At 67.1% G+C, this 16,123-nt stretch carries 16 protein-coding genes; 9 read left to right on the forward strand and 7 right to left on the reverse strand.

Translation table 11 applies throughout. The annotated features are described in order from the left end of the window. Window positions 1–92: 92 nt before the first annotated feature. From OOB33_RS08365 to OOB33_RS08380, 4 genes are all read left to right on the forward strand, one after another. Window positions 93–1,127 carry a tetratricopeptide repeat protein gene (locus OOB33_RS08365; RefSeq protein WP_271008343.1) on the forward strand — a complete coding sequence of 345 codons (1,035 nt, stop codon included), beginning with the start codon at window positions 93–95 and terminating at the stop codon, window positions 1,125–1,127. 13 nt (window positions 1,128–1,140) lie between these two features. Then, window positions 1,141–1,551, forward strand: coding sequence for a hypothetical protein (locus tag OOB33_RS08370; protein WP_102768018.1), 411 nt, complete (start codon window positions 1,141–1,143; stop codon window positions 1,549–1,551). 71 nt (window positions 1,552–1,622) lie between these two features. After that, window positions 1,623–2,732, forward strand: a complete 1,110-nt coding sequence (locus OOB33_RS08375) for a sensor histidine kinase (protein ID WP_271008344.1) — start codon at window positions 1,623–1,625, stop codon at window positions 2,730–2,732. Beyond that, on the forward strand, window positions 2,714–3,487 hold the full coding sequence (locus tag OOB33_RS08380; RefSeq protein ID WP_271008345.1) for a LytR/AlgR family response regulator transcription factor: 774 nt from the start codon (window positions 2,714–2,716) through the stop codon (window positions 3,485–3,487). The genes OOB33_RS08375 and OOB33_RS08380 overlap by 19 nt, the downstream gene beginning before the upstream one ends. 30 nt (window positions 3,488–3,517) lie before the next feature. On the opposite strand, the gene OOB33_RS08385 is transcribed toward OOB33_RS08380, so the two are convergent. From OOB33_RS08385 to OOB33_RS08405, 5 genes are all read right to left on the reverse strand, one after another. Beyond that, window positions 3,518–4,522, reverse strand: coding sequence for a GlxA family transcriptional regulator (locus OOB33_RS08385; protein WP_102768015.1), 1,005 nt, complete (start codon window positions 4,520–4,522; stop codon window positions 3,518–3,520). A 28-nt stretch (window positions 4,523–4,550) separates the two neighbouring features. After that, entirely contained in the window at window positions 4,551–5,129 is a 579-nt protein-coding gene (locus OOB33_RS08390; RefSeq protein WP_271008346.1) for a cysteine hydrolase family protein, read from the reverse strand. Window positions 5,130–5,258: 129 nt separating this feature from the next. Next, window positions 5,259–5,855, reverse strand: a complete 597-nt coding sequence (locus OOB33_RS08395; RefSeq protein ID WP_271008347.1) for a DUF1415 domain-containing protein — start codon at window positions 5,853–5,855, stop codon at window positions 5,259–5,261. A gap of 15 nt (window positions 5,856–5,870) precedes the next feature. Then, window positions 5,871–6,992, reverse strand: coding sequence for a M14 family metallopeptidase (locus tag OOB33_RS08400; RefSeq protein WP_271008348.1), 1,122 nt, complete (start codon window positions 6,990–6,992; stop codon window positions 5,871–5,873). Between the two features lie 14 nt (window positions 6,993–7,006). Next, on the reverse strand, window positions 7,007–8,203 hold the full coding sequence (locus tag OOB33_RS08405) for a M20 aminoacylase family protein (protein WP_271008349.1): 1,197 nt from the start codon (window positions 8,201–8,203) through the stop codon (window positions 7,007–7,009). A gap of 250 nt (window positions 8,204–8,453) precedes the next feature. Between OOB33_RS08405 and OOB33_RS08410 the strand changes: the two genes are divergently transcribed. The 4 genes from OOB33_RS08410 (at window position 8,454) to OOB33_RS08425 (ending at window position 12,994) form a co-directional block, all read left to right on the forward strand. Next, complete coding sequence (locus OOB33_RS08410) at window positions 8,454–9,398, forward strand: DUF2846 domain-containing protein (protein WP_271008350.1); 945 nt, start codon at window positions 8,454–8,456, stop codon at window positions 9,396–9,398. A 67-nt stretch (window positions 9,399–9,465) separates the two neighbouring features. Then, window positions 9,466–11,526: a molybdopterin-containing oxidoreductase family protein gene (locus tag OOB33_RS08415; protein ID WP_271008351.1), complete on the forward strand. Its 2,061-nt coding sequence runs from the start codon at window positions 9,466–9,468 to the stop codon at window positions 11,524–11,526. A gap of 19 nt (window positions 11,527–11,545) precedes the next feature. After that, entirely contained in the window at window positions 11,546–12,631 is a 1,086-nt protein-coding gene (locus tag OOB33_RS08420) for an aminopeptidase (protein ID WP_271008352.1), read from the forward strand. Window positions 12,632–12,658: 27 nt separating this feature from the next. Beyond that, complete coding sequence (locus OOB33_RS08425; RefSeq protein WP_271008353.1) at window positions 12,659–12,994, forward strand: polyhydroxyalkanoic acid system family protein; 336 nt, start codon at window positions 12,659–12,661, stop codon at window positions 12,992–12,994. Between the two features lie 56 nt (window positions 12,995–13,050). On the opposite strand, the gene OOB33_RS08430 is transcribed toward OOB33_RS08425, so the two are convergent. Next, window positions 13,051–13,302 (reverse strand): acyl-CoA-binding protein, encoded by a 252-nt coding sequence (locus OOB33_RS08430; RefSeq protein WP_102768007.1) that lies wholly within the window; start codon window positions 13,300–13,302, stop codon window positions 13,051–13,053. A 136-nt stretch (window positions 13,303–13,438) separates the two neighbouring features. On the opposite strand from OOB33_RS08430, the gene OOB33_RS08435 reads away from it, so the two are divergent. After that, window positions 13,439–14,851: a wax ester/triacylglycerol synthase family O-acyltransferase gene (locus OOB33_RS08435; RefSeq protein WP_102768006.1), complete on the forward strand. Its 1,413-nt coding sequence runs from the start codon at window positions 13,439–13,441 to the stop codon at window positions 14,849–14,851. A gap of 722 nt (window positions 14,852–15,573) precedes the next feature. Here the strand turns inward: OOB33_RS08435 and OOB33_RS08440 are convergent. Next, on the reverse strand, window positions 15,574–15,918 hold the full coding sequence (locus OOB33_RS08440) for a hypothetical protein (protein WP_102768005.1): 345 nt from the start codon (window positions 15,916–15,918) through the stop codon (window positions 15,574–15,576). Between the last annotated feature and the right edge of the window lie 205 nt (window positions 15,919–16,123).

Below are 16,123 nucleotides of genomic sequence, written 5' to 3' on the forward strand. Positions count from 1 at the left end.
AATGGCCCCGCCTTCTTGCATCCAGCAGCAGCAGCAAGCGTTGCCGCGGCCTGCTGCTCGTCGAACTCCGAAACAGCGAAGTCTCAGCCGATATGAACATCCATTTCCTGGCGCCACGCCAAGCCCTCTCGATTCGCGCCTCCTTGCTCACGCTGGCCCTGGCCGCGTCCCTGGGCAGCGCACAGGCCGCCGTCTTCAAGGATGCGCAGCTGGAAGCGCTGCAAGACGCTGGCAAGTACAGCGAGCTGGAGCAACTGGCCCAAGCGCGCCTGAGCACCCATGCGGCCGACGCTGAGGCCAGCGCCGCCCTGTCCTTGGCGCTGAGCCTCAGCGCCGCCGGTGAGGCCAAGCGGCTCGACGCCGGCGCCAAGCAGGCCAGGCTCTGTGTAGAGCAGCATCCGAATGTGGCGGTCTGCCATCTCGCGATGGCACAGAACCTGGGTCAGCAGATGCTCAGCGTGGGCATGTTCAAGGCCATGCGCATGGTGGACAGCTTGAAGGCGTCCTGGATGCGCAGCTTGGAGCTGGACCCGAGCAGCTTCACCGGCCGCGTGCAACTGGCCAAGCTCTACCTGACGGTGCCTGGCATGATGGGCGGCAGCGTCAGCAAGGCCAAGGAGTTGGAGGCCGCCGTGCGCAGCAGCCAGCCCGAAACGGCGCGGCTGATCCGTGTCTTCATCGCCGCCGAGGCCAGGAAATGGGACGAGATGGAGCGCGAGTTGGCGCTGCTCAAGCCCAGCAAGGAGTCGGCCGTGCAGGACGAAGTGCGCGAAGCCACCCTGCAGCTGGCTCAGCAATTCCTGAAGGACGGCAAGGACCTGGACAAGGCCAGGCGCTTGTACGAGGGCCTGCTGCGTGATCAACCCAGCAAGGCTGGCGGCCACTACGGCCTGGCCCGCGTGCTGGCCGCGCAGGGCCAGACAGACGAGGCGATTCGCTACCTGGAGCGGGCCAGGACGCTGGGCGGCGCTGACGAACTGCCCGTCGATCACCGCCTCGGCGATGCCTATCTGGCCAAGGGCGACAAGGCGCAGGCCAAGGCGGCGTACGAGCGTTTCATTGCCAACAAGCGTGCCAACCCGGCCAATGTCGAGGACGCTCGCAAGAGCCTGGCCAAGCTCGGCTGAAGGAGAACTGAAAATGACCGACCAAGACGTCCCCCTCTGGCGCCTGAACCTGCTGCGCGCCTTCTATGTGCTGATCACGGTGGGCCTGGCCGTCACCTGGGGCCCAGGCATGTTGCAGCACACCGACCCATGGGCGCAGCGCAACGGTGTGTTGGGCTCGCTGATGATCGCCGTGTCACTTGTCTGTCTTTTGGGCCTGCGCTACCCCCTGCAGATGTTGCCGCTGCTGATTTGGGAGCTGACCTGGAAAACCATCTGGGTCTTGGTCATCGGCTACCCGCTGTGGCTGAACGACGCAGCCACGCCGGCCGTGACAGCGAACTTGTATGCCTGCTTGATGGGCGTGGTGCTGACGCCGCTGGTGCTGCCCTGGCGTTACATCGCGCACCACTACTTCCGCAAGCCCGCTCAACGCTGGCGCTGATCGCTGGCACTGACGACCGCGCGCCATTGCCGCTCAAGGCCGCCAGCCATTCACTCGAGTATTCTGCCGTGATGTCACCCACCACTCCCTTCGAAGCAGCGCCGCTGTCGCCGGTCTTCAATTGGCGGGCGCTGTTCGGCTGGCGGCGCGTGCGCACCGTCATCATCATCTGCACCCTACTGACTCTTTTGCTCAACCTCACCTACGCGAGCTTCAGCTTTCGTTTGCCGATGCGGGTGTTCGGCACCGGCTTGGTTGTGCTGCTGGCTTTCGGTCTGACTGAGCAATGGCCACGCCGATTGCCGGAGTGGCTGGCGCGCTGGGCGCTGCAGGTGGTGGCAGTCGGCTTGGTGGTGCCGGTCACGGTGTTTCTCTTTTACAAACTCGGCACCGACGCGGGCGCCCCGGATTTCTGGAAGGAGGAAAAGCGCCTCTTTGGCTTCATGCTGATGAGCCTCTCCGGCATGCTGGTGGCACCTTGGACCGCGCTGACCGCCCTCTTGCGCCAACGGGAGGCAAAAGTGGAAAAACAAGCCAACGACTTCGAGTTGGAACGCAGCGAACTGGCCCGCCAGGCGCTCGACGCGCGCATGCGCCTGCTCACCGCTCAAGCGCAACCGCATTTTCTGTTCAACACCCTGGCCAATGTGCAGGCCCTGGTCGAGGCCGGCTCGCCGCGCGCCCCGCAGCTGCTGCAAAGCCTGACCGACTATCTGCGCGCCGCCGTGCCGCGCCTGGACGGCTCGGCCAACACGCTGGGCCAGGAGCTGGAGCTGGTGCGGGCCTATCTGGAGCTGATGCAGATGCGCATGCCGGACCGCCTGGCCTTTGCGCTGCACATCGGTGCCGGGGTGCATCTGCTGCGCTGCCCGCCGATGACGCTGTTGACGCTGGTGGAGAACGCGGTGCAGCACGGCATCGACCCGAGCGAGGAGGGCGGCCGCATCGACGTGCATGCGGAGCGGCTGGACGGCGGCCGCTGTCGCCTGCGCGTGGTCGACACCGGCCTGGGCCTGCAAGCCACCGGCGGCGGCCTGGGCACCGGCCTGGCGGCCTTGCGCGAACGCCTGCTCTGGGCCTATGGCGGCAGCGCCAGCCTCGAGTTGCGCGAGGTGGCGCCCCATGGTGTGGAAGTGACCATTGAATTCAGCGAGCCCAAGCCATGCCCCCCACTGCTTTGATTGCCGACGACGAACCGCTCCTGCGTGAGATCCTGGAAGCGCGCCTGGCCGCCGTCTGGCCCGAGCTGCAGATCGTTGCGCAGGCCCGCAACGGCCGACAGGCGCTCGAACTGTTCGAGCAGCATCGCCCCACGATCTGCTTTCTGGATGTGCACATGCCGGGCTTGAGCGGCGTCGATGTGGCCCGCCAGATCGGCAAGCAGGCGCATCTGGTCTTCGTCACCGCCTTTGATCAATATGCCCTGGAGGCGTTTCAGCATGGCGTGCTCGACTATCTGGTCAAGCCGGTCACCGCAGCCCGCCTGAGCGAAACGGTGGAGCGCCTGAAAGCGCGCCTGCAGCAGGCCCAGCCGGCGGTGCACACCGAGGCGCTGCTGGCGCAGCTGGCCGAGCGCCTCAAGCTCGACTCCAAGCCCGAGACGCTGCGCTGGGTGCGCGCCAGTGTCGGCGCCTCGCTGCGCATGATCCCGGTCGATGACATCGATTACCTGAAGAGCGACAGCAAATACACCTTGGTCGCCTACCGCGACGAAGGACAGCTCGCCGAGGCCTTGATCCGCATGCCGCTGAAGGACCTGCTCGCGCAGCTGGACCCGCAGCAGTTCGCCCAGGTGCACCGCTCGGTGGTGGTCAATCTGCGCTCGATCCGCCGCGTCACCCGCGGCGACAACGAGACCGCCGACATTGAGCTGAAAGGCCGCAGCGAGCGCCTGCCCGTGAGCCGCAGCTATCTGCAGCTGTTCAAGGAAATGTAGACAGAGCCTGGGCTGGCTCCATGCGTCGGCTCAATGTGTCGGCCGGGTGCCCGCCGCCGCCCGCGCCTGCCGCGTGCGCCGCAGCTGCTGGTCGGAGCTGAAACCGGCCGCCAGGGCCGCATCGCTGGCGCTGGCGCCGCGGGCCAGGGCCTGTTCGGCGCGCTCCAGACGGATGCTTTGCAGATAGCCCAGCGGGCTGATGCCGGCATGTTCTGCGAACAAGCGGCTCAGGTGGCGCGGCGTGACGTGGGCGCGGGCGGCCATGGCGTCCAGGCTCCAGTCGCGCGCGGGCTCGGCGCAGATGGCGTCTTGCAGGCGGTGCAGGGCTGCGTGCAGGTGGTGGCGGTGGGCCAGCAGGGGCGAGAGCTCGGGGTCCTTGCTGCTGCGGCGCAGGTAGACCACCATGGTCTGGGCCACGCTGGCGGCCAGGGCCTCGCCGCATTGCTGGGCGATCAGGTGCAGGCTGAGGTCGATGCCGGCGGTGATGCCGGCGCTGCTGGCGATCTGCTCCTCGGGGCCATCGAGCACGAAGACGCGGTTGTCCACGACCTGGGCCTCGGGCGCCAGCGCGCGCAGCTGGTCGAGCATCTCGTGGTGGCTGGTGCAGCGCACGCCGCGCCCCAGCAGGCCGGCGCGCGCCGCCAGCAAGGTGCCCGAGCAGATGCACACCAGGCGCCCGCCCTCGCGCAGCAAGACCTGACCCTGCCGGGCCAACCAGCGCTCGCCGGCCAGCTCTTGCGCCAGTTGCTCGCTGCTCGGCGCCGGCTCATCGGGCGCCTTGCTGCGGCAGCCGCTGAGGATCAGCCAGCTGCCCGGCGCCAGGCTCTCGGGCGGCGGCTCCAGGCCGCTGAGCTGCAGGCCGACCGAGCTGGCGCACTCGGCCTCCATGCCGATGAAGCGCAGGCGAAAGGCCTCGGGCTGCTGGCGCCGGCGCAGGGCCTGGTTGGCCAGGCGAAAGGCTTCGGCCGGCCCGGCCAGATCGAGCAGCAAGGTGCCGGGCTGCACCCACATCAGGACATCAATCGGTGTGGACATGAAGCGAGCTTAGCGCCTGGGTCCGGTCTCAGGCCGGGACGGCAGCAGCCGCCGCCGCGCGCGCCAGGGCCTGGTCCACCGTGCAGATCTCGGCAAAGCGGTCCTGCAGCACGGTCTCGGTGCGCAGCTTGATCTCGGCCGGGCTCAGCGTGGCGCCGCTGGCGTGTTGCATGGCAAAGGTCAGCGTGGCCTCGGTCACGTAGTCGACCTGCCAGCCTTCGTCGCTGGCGTGGCGGGTGGTCGTCTCGCAGCATTGCTCGGTGCGGATGCCGCTGACGATCAGGCGCTGCATGCCCTGTTGATGCAGCCAGATGGCCAGGCCCGTGCCGGCCAGGGCGCTGTGGCGGTGCTTGAGTACCTCCAGCGCCGGCTGCAGAGCCGGCAGCTCCTCCAGCGGCCGCACCAGGCCCGAGGCCAGGGCGAAGGGGTTGTCGGCCGTTTCGGGGCCATCGCTGTGGAAGACGCGCACGATGGGCAGGCCTTGGGCCTGCGCGCCTTCGATCAGTCGCCGTGTGGCGTCGAGGAAAGCGGGCAGCTCGGCCGTGCTCCAGTAGGGGCGTTGACGGAAAGATTCTTGAACGTCGATCAGCAGCAGGGCGGTTTTCATGGGCAGAGGCTCCGGGTTGAAGGGCTGGGTTTCAGTGCCTCCACTGTGCCGCCGTCGCAAGGCCGCGTCGCGCCCGATCCGGTCCGGTTTCGGTCAAATCCGGACATGGCGCTTCATGCCCTGCGGAGCTCAGCCGCGCGCCTTCAGGCCGAGAGCTTTCCAGCCCTCCAGCCCCAGCTTTTCCAGTGTGGCCATATTCGCCTCGTAGATGGCGTCGGTGTCGGCCATGGTCTCTGTCGCTCGTTCGATGCTGCTTTCGCGCAGCAGGTGCAGGGTGGGGTAGGGCGAGCGGTTGCTGTAGTTGCTGATGTCGTCGATGTCGGTGCCGGCGAACTGGTAGTCGGGGTGGAAGCTGGCGACTTGCAGGATGCCGTCCAGTTCCAGGTCTTCGACCAGGGCGTCGGCGGCGCCGAGGAAATCGTTGAAGTCCAGGAAGTCCGTCAGCACGCGCGGGTGGATCAGCACGGCGGTTTCGATCTCGTCCGGGTCGGTCCGGTTCAGGGCCAGCAGCTCGCGGGCCAGCTCTTTCAGCAGGTCCTCGGGCGTTGCGGCCTGGCTGACCACATAGCGCAGCCGATTGTTGACATGCACGCTCTTGGCGAAGGGGCAGAGGTTGAGGCCGATGACGGCCTTTTCCAGCCAGTGCTGGGTCTCCTGGTGAATGGTCTCGATCTCGGCGTCGCTGAGTGCGGGGAGAGGGTTTTGGGTTTGGGCTGGGTCGCTCATGGGGTCTCGGTCAAATCAAGGAAGTGGGGCTGCGCTCAGACCGGCCAGGGCCTGCTGCGCCGCCTCACGGGCTTGCGCCAGCAGCTGGGTTTTCCAGGCTGGGGTGTCGATGTAAAACGCGTCGCGGATCTGGCGTTTGATGGCCTGTGCCTGCTCGGGCGGCGCCTCGGGGTGGGCCTCCAGCCAATGGTCGGCGCGCAGGGCCAGGATCATCTCGTCCAGGGGCAGGGTGCCGAACTCCAGTGCGATGCCGGTGCAACGCGCGCCGGGCGCCACCTGGGCGCACACCGATTCGGCGACTGACCACATCAGGCCCTGCAGCGGCGCCGAGCTGGAGTTGCCCTCGCGCAGCGAGGTCACGCCGGCGCCCCACCACTGGCGCGCTCGGGCCAGGCCTTCGTCCGCGCCCAGGCCGGTGTCGATGCGCTCGCCATGGCCGCAAGGCCCCAGGCCCGTGTGCAGATCGATCCAGGCCAGCTCGCGCACGCCGGCCAGGTGTTCTTCCAGCACATGGCGCAGGGTGATGTGGCTCCAGGTCGGCGCGTGGCCGCCGTAGAACAGGCCCAGCTCATGCGTGTACTGGCCGCCGCTGACGGCTTGCTGCCAGGCGGCCCGGCCGTGGCGGGCGATGTAGTCGCTCAAGCGCGCCTCATTCTCGGCGCTGGGCGGCCACTGGCGGGGCAGCAGGGCGCTGGCCAGCTCTTCGTAGCCCGGGTTGGCGGGCAGGGGGCGTTGGTGGAAATCGACGAAGTTGCGGTTCAGATCCACGCCTTCCTGCGTGACCCGGCGCCACCAGGAAAAACCATGCGGGTTCAGGCCGTGCAGATAGAGCACACAGACACCGCTGGCGCGCACGGCGGCCAGCCATTCGGTATCGGCCAGCAGGCCGCACTGGATGCCCGAGCCGGCAAAGCCCTCCACGCCGTGGCAGGCGCTGCTGAGGATCAAGAGGCGCTCGGCCCGGCCGCGAGCCAGGCCCTGGCGCAGCACATCAAGGGCCAGGGTCTCGCCCTCGCGGCCCAGCAGCGGGTGGCGATGCGGCTCCGGGTCCAGGCCGGCGGCCTCGGCCGTAGCCAGGAACTTGGCACGCGCCTCGGCATAGCTCTGCGCGAAAAAGGATTCGGCCTGCTCTGCCATGGCAGCGTCCCCCCTCAGGTCCGCGGCTGCTTCAGCCAGGCCTCGGCCAGCTGCACCCACATCGAGCCGCCCAGGGGGATCAGCTCGTCGTTGAAGTCGTAGCTGGGGTTGTGCAGGGTGCAGGGGCCCATGCCGTGGCCACCGATGCGGTGGCTGCCGTCGCCATTGCCGATCAGGAAATAGCAGCCCGGTTTTTCCTGCAGGAAGAAGCTGAAGTCTTCGGCGCCCATGGTGGGCTCGAACTCTTGCACCATCTCAGGCCCGACCATGGCGCTGAGCGTCTGGTGCACGAATTCGGTCTCAGCGGGGTGGTTGATGGTGGGCGGGTAGTTGCGGCGGAACTTGAACTCGCAGCTGACCTCAAACGCGCTGGCGATGCCCTGCGCCATTTCTTCCATGCGCCGCTCGATCAGGTCCAGCAGCTCCAGGGTGAAGGTGCGCACCGTGCCCTCGATCACGCAGGCGTCGGGGATGACGTTGGTGGCCTCGCCCGCATGGATCATGGTCACCGAGATCACGCCGGCCTCGGCCGGGCGCTTGTTGCGGCTGATGATGGTCTGGAAGGCCTGCACCATCTGGCAGGCCGCCGGCACCGGGTCCACGCCCAGATGCGGCATGGCCGCATGCGCGCCCTTGCCGCGCAAGGTGATCTTGAATTCATTGCTGGAGGCGAACACCGGCCCGGTCTTGAGCGCAAAAGCGCCGGCCGGCATGCCCGGCCAGTTGTGCGCGCCGAACATGGCCTCCATGGGGAAGAGCTTGAAGAGCCCGTCCTTGATCATCTCGCGCGCGCCGCCGCCGCCTTCTTCGGCCGGCTGGAAGACCAGGTAGACGGTGCCGTCGAAATTGCGGTTGGTGGCCAGATGCTTGGCCGCGGCCAGCAGCATGGCGGTGTGGCCGTCATGGCCGCAGGCGTGCATCTTGCCGGGCTGGGTGCTGGCATGCGCAAAGGTGTTGTGCTCCGTCATCGGCAGGGCGTCGATGTCGGCGCGCAGGCCCACGGCCCGCTCGCTCGTGCCGTTCTTGACGATGCCCACCACCCCGGTCGTTCCCAGGCCGCGGTGCACCGGAATGCCCCATTCGCTCAGGGTCTGGGCGATCAGGTCCGAGGTGCGCTGCTCCTGGAAGCAGAGCTCGGGGTGGGCATGGATGTCGCGGCGCAGGCGCTGGATCAGCGGCGCATCGGCCAGGATGGAGTCGATGAACTTCATGGCGGCATGGCCAGGTCGGCCCGGTGGGTGGTTGGCTGAGGGGTGAAGGTGGCAGAAAAACTGCAGTGCGCCAGTCTAAACCGCGGGGGTCTCGGAGTGGCCGCTGCGTGCATTGCTCACAGCCGGGCGGCTCTTGGTGGCAAAGCCGGCGTTTCATCCTCGGGCGGCGGAGATCAGCCCCTAGACTCGGCCCTCCTTTGGCCACTTTCGCTGCAGCGGCTGCTTCTCTCGGCCCGACTGCCCCTTGCACATGACACATGAACCGGTTCGCCTGCCCTTCGTCTCCGCTTGGCTTTCTTCCGGGCCGGCCATCGTGCTTGGGCGCCGCGCCGCTGCCGCGCTGGCGGCCCTGGCTTTGCTGGGCCTGGGCGGCTGCGCCAGCATCAAGACCGCGCCGGCCGGCGAGGACAGCGCCGCCAAGCGCTTCGAAGCGCCGGCCGGCCTCTCGCGCATCTACATCTACCGCAATGAATTCCTGGGTACCCTGGTCGGCCTGGACCTCAGCGTGGACGGCCAGGTGGCCGGCACCACCAAGGGCAAGACCTTTGTGATCGCCGATGTGCCGCCGGGCGAACACGAAATCGTCTCCAAGGGCGAGAACACCCACCAGCTGCGCATCAGCACCCAGATCGGCCAGCCCAGTTTCGTCTGGCAAGAGGTCAAGATGGGCCTTCTCAGCGCCGGCTCGCGCCTGCACGCCGTGGATGCCGCCACCGGCCGGGCCGGCGTGAACGAAAGCAGCCTCGTTCACAGCCCGCTGATGCAGGTGGCAGCCCCGGCTGCATCGAAGCCGGCGCCTGCTGCAGCTGGCGCTCCTCCCGTCGCCGTCGCCAAAGCTGCGGTGCCGAGCGTGGCGCTTGCTGAGCCAAGCCCTGCGGCGGCAGTTCAGCCATCGCCCGCCATCGCTCGGCCGCCGGCCAAAGCGGAAGCTGTTGCCAAGGTCGCAGCCCTTGCTGTTCCGGCGCTGGCGCCAAAGCCCGCGGCTTCAGCCGGCGCATCAGCTTCAGCCCCGGCCAGCCGCTTCGAGTTTGAAGCCGAGCGCACCGCCATGGAACAAGCGGCCTGCCGCGGCCCCGCCGGCATCCGCCCCAGCGCCCGTCTGCTGTCTCGCCAAGGCCATGTCGAAATCTTCGAGCTGTCCTGCGCGCCGCTGCGCGTGCGCTGCGATACGGGCATGTGCCAGGTGCTGAATTGAAGCTCTGAGGCCGGGGCTTTGTGCGCTGCGTGCCCGGCCCCCCGGGCAGCTGTGCAATAGTCTCGCCATGCAAGACCTTCTCGCCCCCACATCCCTGCCGGATCGCGCCTCGCCTCACATCGTCAAGGGCGCCTGCCCGCACGACTGCCCCGACACCTGCGCCCTGCGCATCACGGTCGACCAGGGCCGGGTGATCAAGATCCAGGGCGCCGCCGATCACCCGAGTACGCACGGGGCGCTGTGCACCAAGGTCTCGCGCTATGCCGAGCGCACGTATCACGAAGAGCGGCTGCTGCAGCCGCTCAAGCGGGTCAGCCGCAAGGACGAGGCGCCGCGCTTTGAGCCGGTCAGCTGGGCCGAGGCCCTGGCCGATATCTCGGCGCGGCTGAAGACCATCGCCGCGCGCGACCCACAGGCCATCCTGCCCTACAGCTATGCGGGCACCATGGGCTTGCTGCAAGGCGAGGGCATGTCGGCGCGTTTTTTCAACAAGTTGGGCGCCTCGCAGTTGGATCGCACCATCTGCGCCTCGGCCGGCGCGGCAGCGCTGACGGCGACCTACGGCCACAAGGTCGGCATGCACCTGCCGTTCTTCGCCGAGAGCCGCCTGATCCTGATCTGGGGCAGCAACTCGATCGCCTCCAATCTGCATTTCTGGACCTACGCCAACAAGGCCAAGCGCGAGGGTGCCAAGCTGATCTGCATCGACCCGCGCAAGACCGAGACGGCCGACAAATGCCACCAGCACATCGCCCTGCTGCCCGGCACCGACGGCGCCCTGGCCTTGGGCCTGATGCATGAGCTGATCGCCCATGACTGGCTGGACCACGACTACATCGCCCGCCATGTCGATGGCTGGGAGGAGCTGAAGGCGCGCGCGCTGAACTGGTCGCCCGAGGCGGTGGCCGAGGTCTGCGGCATCACGGCGGATGAAGTGCGCGGCCTGGCGCGCGACTACGCGCAAACATCACCGGCAGCCATCCGCCTCAACTACGGCATGCAGCGCGTGCGTGGCGGTGGCAATGCGGTGCGCCTGGTGGCCCTGCTGCCTTGCCTGACCGGCGCCTGGCGTTCGCGCGCTGGTGGCCTGCTGCTGTCCAGCTCGGGCTGGTTTGCGCCCTTCAAGAACATGGCCGCGCTGGAGCGGCCCGAGCTGCTGGCCGGCCGCCAGCCCCGCCTGATCAATATGAGCACCATCGGCGACGATCTGCTGCGCGAGGCCTCGCCCGAGTTCGGCCCCAAGATCGAGGCGCTGATCGTCTACAACAGCAACCCGGTGGCGGTGGCGCCCGAGTCGCCCAAGGTGGTGAAGGGCTTCAAGCGCGAGGACCTGTTCACCGTGGTGCTCGAGCATTTCATGACCGACACGGCCGACCTGGCTGACTATGTGCTGCCGGCCACCACGCAGCTGGAACATCTGGATGTGCACACCAGCTACGGCCACACCGATGTGCTGATCAACGAGCCGGCGATTGCGCCCATCGGCGAGGCCAAGCCCAACACCCAGATCTTCCGCGAGCTGGCCGCGGCCATGGGCTTCGAAGATGAGTGCTTCCGCGAGAGCGACGAGCAGCTGGCTCGACAGGCCTTCAGCGCCGAGATCGATTTCGAAGCCTTGCGCGCCCAGGGCTGGCAAAGCCTGCCGCTGAAGGAGGCGCCGTTTGCTGAAGGGCGTTTCCCCACGCCCAACGGCCGGGCGCAGGCGGCCGGCGCGGACTTCGTGGCCAATTACGAAAGCCGCCGCTCCAGCCCCGAGCTGGCCGCGCGCTACCCGCTGGCCATGATCTCGCCGCCGGCACGCAACTTCCTCAACTCCAGCTTCGTCAACGTCAAGAGCTTGCGTGACATCGAGGGCGAGCCTCTGGTCGAGCTGCATGCTGAAGACGCTGCGGCCCGCGGCCTGCAGGACGGCGCCATGGTTCGGGTGTTCAATGACCGGGGTAGTTATCTGTGCCGTGCCCGTATCAGCCCGCGCGCCCGGCCCGGTGTGGTCAACGGCCTGGGCGTGTGGTGGCGCAAGCTGGGCGCCGGTGGCAGCAATGTCAACGAGGTGACGCACCAGCGGCTGACGGACATGGGCCGGGCGCCGAGTTTTTACGACTGCCTGGTCGAGGTCAAGGCCGCCTGAGGTGCTGAAGAAGAAGGCGATGAAGAAGAAGCGCTGGCGCTGGGCCTTGCTGGCGGCTGCGGCTGCGGGCTTGCTCGCCTCGCTGGGCGGCTGCGCGCAGATCGGCTATTTGGGCCAGTCGGTCGGCGGCCATCTGCGCCTGGTCTCTGCCGCCAAGCCGGTGGACGAGTGGCTGGCCGACCCGGCGCTCAAGCCCGCCCTGCGCGAGCGCCTGCAACAGAGCCAGCGCATGCGCGACTTCGCAGTGCAGCAGCTGCACCTGCCGGACAACAACAGCTACCGCCGCTACGCCGACCTGGGCCGCTCGGCCGCGGTCTGGAATGTGGTGGCTGCGCCCGAGCTGAGCCTGACACTCAAGACCTGGTGCTTTCCCATCATGGGTTGCGTGGGCTATCGCGGTTACTTCAACCAGGCCGAGGCCGAGGCCTATGCCGCCGAGCTGCGCGCCGAGGGCTATGAGGTCATGGTCTACGGCGTACCCGCCTACTCGACCCTGGGCTGGAGCCGGCTGCTGGGCGGCGACCCGCTGCTCAACACCTTCATGAACCAGCCCGAGGCGGAGCTGGCCGGGCTGATCTTCCATGAGCTGTCCCATCAGGTCGTGTACGCGGCCGATGACACGCAGTTCAACGAGTCTTTTGCCACCGCAGTGGAGCGGCGTGGCGCCCTGGCCTGGTTGCAGGCTCAGGGCAGCGCGGCCGAGCGCGAGCGCTATCTGGCACGGCAGTCGCAGCGTGTGCAGTTCCGCGCCCTGACTCAGCGATACCGCGAGCGGCTGGAAGCGCTGTATGTCCAGCCGATGGATGAGGAGGCCAAGCGTGCGGCCAAGGCGCAGCTGTTGGCCGAGATGCGGGCCGAGCATGCGCAGCTCAAGGCGGCGCAGTGGGGCGGTGACAGCGGCTATGACGCCTGGTTTGCGCGCGCCAACAACGCGAGCTTTGCCCTGCTCTCGGCCTATACCGAGCTGGCGCCGCAGTTCGAAGCCTTGCTGGACCGCGAGGGCGGCGACTGGCCGCGTTTTTACACGGCCGTGAAAGCCTTGGCCGAGTTGCCGCCGGAGCAGCGCAGAATGCGCCTGCAAGAGCTCAAGAATTCTGCAGAGTGAGAAAAAAAGAGAAGGAAAGAACGCACCATGGCCGACATCCGCATCCACCGTGACCATGCCCTCGGGCTCAAGCGTGCCCGCGAGATCGCCTGGGCCTGGGCCGAGCAGGTCGAAGAAAAGTTCGACATGGAATGCACGGTGCTGGAAGGCAAGACCAGCGACACCGTCGAGTTCACGCGCTCGGGCGTCAAGGGCGAGCTGATCGTCACCGCCGATCATTTCGAGCTGCACGCCAAGCTGGGCCTGCTGCTGGGCGCCTTCAAATCCACCATCGAGGGCGAGATCCAGAAGGAGCTCGACGGCCTGTTGGCGGGAGAGGCGGGCGGCAGGAAAAAAACGGCGGGCAAGAAAAAGCCGGCGTGAAGCCGGCTTGAGCAAGGCGCCGAGCCCGCATCACGCAGGCCCGGGGTCTGTCTCGATCACTTCAGCGATTCGATCAGGTCGATGTAGCTTTGCATCGCTTCGTCGCTGCTGGTGCCCTTGAGCTCGTTCCAGGCGTCCCATTTGGCGCGGCCGACCATGTCGGTGAAGCCCGGGCGGCTGCCGTCCACATCGCCGCTGCTGCCTTGCTTGTAGAGCGCGTAGAGCTTCAGCAGGGTCATATTGTCGGGACGCTCGGGCAGGTTCTTGGACTCGGCCACAGCGGCTTCGAATTGGTCTTTCAGGCTCATGGTGTCTCCTAGATGGCGGTGAGTGCCGACTGAACTGGTAACAATCGGGATGGACGCCAACGATGTTACCCAGCATTGTCTGGACAAGACACTCTAATTCCTCAAGGAGACTGCATTGGCCACTGTGACGGAACGCATGTCCAAGGTCGACACCGCCTGGTTGCGCATGGACACGGAGTCCAACCTGATGATGATCGTCGGGGTCTGGATCATCCGCCCCGGTATCAGCCTGGCGGCCTTGCGCGAACGCGTCGAGGCGCGGCTGCTGCAGTACGGGCGCTTCCGTCAAAAGGTGGTGGAAGACGCCATGGGTGCGCAATGGGTGGAAGACGATGACTTCGACATCACTCACCATGTGCAGGCCGAAGAGCTGCTGCCCCGGCGCGGCCAGAGCCGGCAGGATTGCCTCAAAGAACGTGTCGGCGAGCTGGCGGCCGAGCCGCTGAACCCGGCCCACCCGCTCTGGCAGTTCCAGCTGATCGAGGACATGGGCGATGGCTCGAGCGCCCTGGTCGCCCGCATCCACCATTGCATCGGCGATGGCATCGCCCTGATCGCCGTGATGCTGTCCATCACCGACGGCGGCAAGGCGCCGCCGAAGCGCCTGCAGCAGCCCCGTGATGACCAGGACTGGCTGACCGATGCCTTGCTCAAGCCCATCAGCGCTATGACCATCAAGGCCATCCGTGTGGCCGGCGCGGGCATGGCCAAGTCGGTGGACACGCTGATGCAGCCTCACCATCCGCTCGACAGCTCCATGGACATGGCGCGCATGGGTTATCAGGCGGTCAGCGATGTGGCGGCCTTTGCCCTGATGTCGGACGATTCGCCGACCCAGCTCAAGGGCAAGCCAGGCACTCAAAAGCGCGTCGCCTGGGACGATGGCCTGCCGCTCGATGCCGTCAAGGCCGTGGGCAAGGCGCTGAACTGCTCGATCAACGATGTGCTGCTCAGCTGTGTGGCCGGTGCGATTGGGCGTTATCTGCAGGCCAAGGGCGAGGATGTGGCGGGCAAGGAGATCCGCGCCATGGTGCCGGTCAATCTGCGGCCGATGGAAAAGGCTTACCAGCTGGGCAATCGCTTTGGCCTGGTGCCGCTGGTGTTGCCCATCGGCATCGAGAACCCGGTCGAGCGCCTCTACGCCGTGCGCTCGCGCATGCAGGATTTGAAAGGCAGCTTCCAGCCGGTACTGGCCTTTGGCCTGCTCTCGGTGGCCGGCTTGCTGATCAAGCCGGTGCAACAGGCCATGCTCAATGTCTTCGCTAAAAAGGCGACGGCGGTGATGACCAATGTGCCTGGCCCGGCGGAGTCCCTGCATTTCTGCGGCTCGACCGTGGAGCGGGTGATGTTCTGGGTGCCGCAGTCCGGCGACATCGGCGTGGGCGTCAGCATCCTGACCTACGCCGGCCGCGTGCAATTCGGCCTGATCACCGACAGCACCTTGTGCCCGGACCCCGAAGGCATCATTGAGCAATTCGCCCCCGAGTTCGACAAGCTCCTGGTGCTGGCCTTGATGCTGCCGTGGGGGGAAGAGGGCGCGGATTTGTAAGTCAGGGAGCTGGGATTGGTTCCTTGCGATCCCCGCTGTGTTGTTCTTGCTCGCTGCGGTGTCTCGTCCCGCCGCCGGGCTCATGGTTCGCGGGTCGGCTCTTTGAGCCGACTCCCCTCGGTGCTCACTGCGCGGCTCAGCGGCGCCAAACTCCCTCCGTTCACTTCGCTCACTGTGGTCAAACAGTGGCGCCGAGTCAGAGCTTGACGCGCGCTTGAAGCAAACTTCGGCGCGCGCCTGAGCCGCTCCGCTGCGCCCTCGGCCGCGCACAAATCGCCCGTCGGCGGGCCGAGCCACCTCCGGAGGTGGCGTGCTCCACGGTTGATGATGCACATCGACCGCGATGCAAGCGCCCTGCAGCCCGTGCCGCTGCCGGGCGATTTGTGCCGGGCCGAGCAGCACAGCGCCTCGGGGCGCGCACCTACCCGTGCGCTTCAAGTTCTGACTTGGCGCTTCTGTCTGAACGAAGCGAACGCAGGGAGCGAAGTGAGTTACGCGCCAGCCCCGAGGCGCGAGCAGCGCAGGGAAGTCGGCCCGTTAGGGCCGACCCCGGAACCATGAGCCCGGTGGCGGCGCGGGCTGCAGGGCCTCACGAGCCAAACCAAAGGCGGCTTCGTGCCGATCACCGCCGCCCGCCCACCAAGAAAAAAGCGCGCAAGCCCCCTTGGGAGCTGCGCGCCTTTTGCGGCTGAATCACGAGCGCCCCATGCAGGGCGCTTGGATCACTTCTTGTCGACTTGGTCGGCCAGGTTGGGCTTCAGGTTCGGCTTGATGTTGGGGCGGCCGGCGGCGGTCGGGTAGGCGTTCATCACGCGGGTGGGGTCCACGCTGGCCAAGTAGGCGTTGTACTGCTTCTCGGTGCAGCCGATGGTCTTGTTGCCTTGCTTCTCGCCGCGGTACTCGCCCTTGCGGTAGACGAATTGGTACTCAGCGGCGGCCTGGGCGGGCTCGATGCTGGACTGGTACTTGGCGGCGCATTCCACGCGCAGGGCGGTGGCTTCGGGGGTTTGGGCCCAGGAGGCCGCGGCCAGCGGGGCGAGGGCGAGGGCAATCAGGGTGCGCTTCATGGTGGATCAACCTTTTCGTGTCGGGGTGAGGTGAAGTCCGCGGGCTCGGTCAAGCGGCTGGCTCGAAGGTGTCCGCCTCAGGTGTCACAGCTTAGCCAGCCTGCTGGTGAAAATCCATCCGCGAGTGCGGGGGGAGGCGGCTTTCCATCCAATTGAAAACGTGCGTTTGTGCACGCTTTTCCGGGCTTTGGCCGCGCTGTTTTCA

Origin of the sequence: Paucibacter sp. B51 (genome assembly GCF_027863535.1) — a bacterium.
Lineage (GTDB): Bacteria > Pseudomonadota > Gammaproteobacteria > Burkholderiales > Burkholderiaceae_C > Paucibacter_A > Paucibacter_A aquatilis.

What these genes read in the sequence shown, in the direction of transcription:
- OOB33_RS08425 (WP_271008353.1), top strand. Translation starts at nt 12,659, where the DNA reads ATGGCCGACATCCGCATCCACCGTGACCATGCCCTCGGGCTCAAGCGT.
- OOB33_RS08395 (WP_271008347.1), bottom strand. Translation starts at nt 5,855, where the DNA reads ATGAGCGACCCAGCCCAAACCCAAAACCCTCTCCCCGCACTCAGCGAC.
- OOB33_RS08430 (WP_102768007.1), bottom strand. Translation starts at nt 13,302, where the DNA reads ATGAGCCTGAAAGACCAATTCGAAGCCGCTGTGGCCGAGTCCAAGAAC.
- OOB33_RS08380 (WP_271008345.1), top strand. Translation starts at nt 2,714, where the DNA reads ATGCCCCCCACTGCTTTGATTGCCGACGACGAACCGCTCCTGCGTGAG.
- OOB33_RS08405 (WP_271008349.1), bottom strand. Translation starts at nt 8,203, where the DNA reads ATGAAGTTCATCGACTCCATCCTGGCCGATGCGCCGCTGATCCAGCGC.
- OOB33_RS08420 (WP_271008352.1), top strand. Translation starts at nt 11,546, where the DNA reads ATGAAGAAGAAGCGCTGGCGCTGGGCCTTGCTGGCGGCTGCGGCTGCG.
- OOB33_RS08440 (WP_102768005.1), bottom strand. Translation starts at nt 15,918, where the DNA reads ATGAAGCGCACCCTGATTGCCCTCGCCCTCGCCCCGCTGGCCGCGGCC.
- OOB33_RS08385 (WP_102768015.1), bottom strand. Translation starts at nt 4,522, where the DNA reads ATGTCCACACCGATTGATGTCCTGATGTGGGTGCAGCCCGGCACCTTG.
- OOB33_RS08415 (WP_271008351.1), top strand. Translation starts at nt 9,466, where the DNA reads ATGCAAGACCTTCTCGCCCCCACATCCCTGCCGGATCGCGCCTCGCCT.
- OOB33_RS08400 (WP_271008348.1), bottom strand. Translation starts at nt 6,992, where the DNA reads ATGGCAGAGCAGGCCGAATCCTTTTTCGCGCAGAGCTATGCCGAGGCG.
- OOB33_RS08410 (WP_271008350.1), top strand. Translation starts at nt 8,454, where the DNA reads ATGACACATGAACCGGTTCGCCTGCCCTTCGTCTCCGCTTGGCTTTCT.
- OOB33_RS08435 (WP_102768006.1), top strand. Translation starts at nt 13,439, where the DNA reads ATGTCCAAGGTCGACACCGCCTGGTTGCGCATGGACACGGAGTCCAAC.
- OOB33_RS08390 (WP_271008346.1), bottom strand. Translation starts at nt 5,129, where the DNA reads ATGAAAACCGCCCTGCTGCTGATCGACGTTCAAGAATCTTTCCGTCAA.
- OOB33_RS08365 (WP_271008343.1), top strand. Translation starts at nt 93, where the DNA reads ATGAACATCCATTTCCTGGCGCCACGCCAAGCCCTCTCGATTCGCGCC.
- OOB33_RS08375 (WP_271008344.1), top strand. Translation starts at nt 1,623, where the DNA reads ATGTCACCCACCACTCCCTTCGAAGCAGCGCCGCTGTCGCCGGTCTTC.
- OOB33_RS08370 (WP_102768018.1), top strand. Translation starts at nt 1,141, where the DNA reads ATGACCGACCAAGACGTCCCCCTCTGGCGCCTGAACCTGCTGCGCGCC.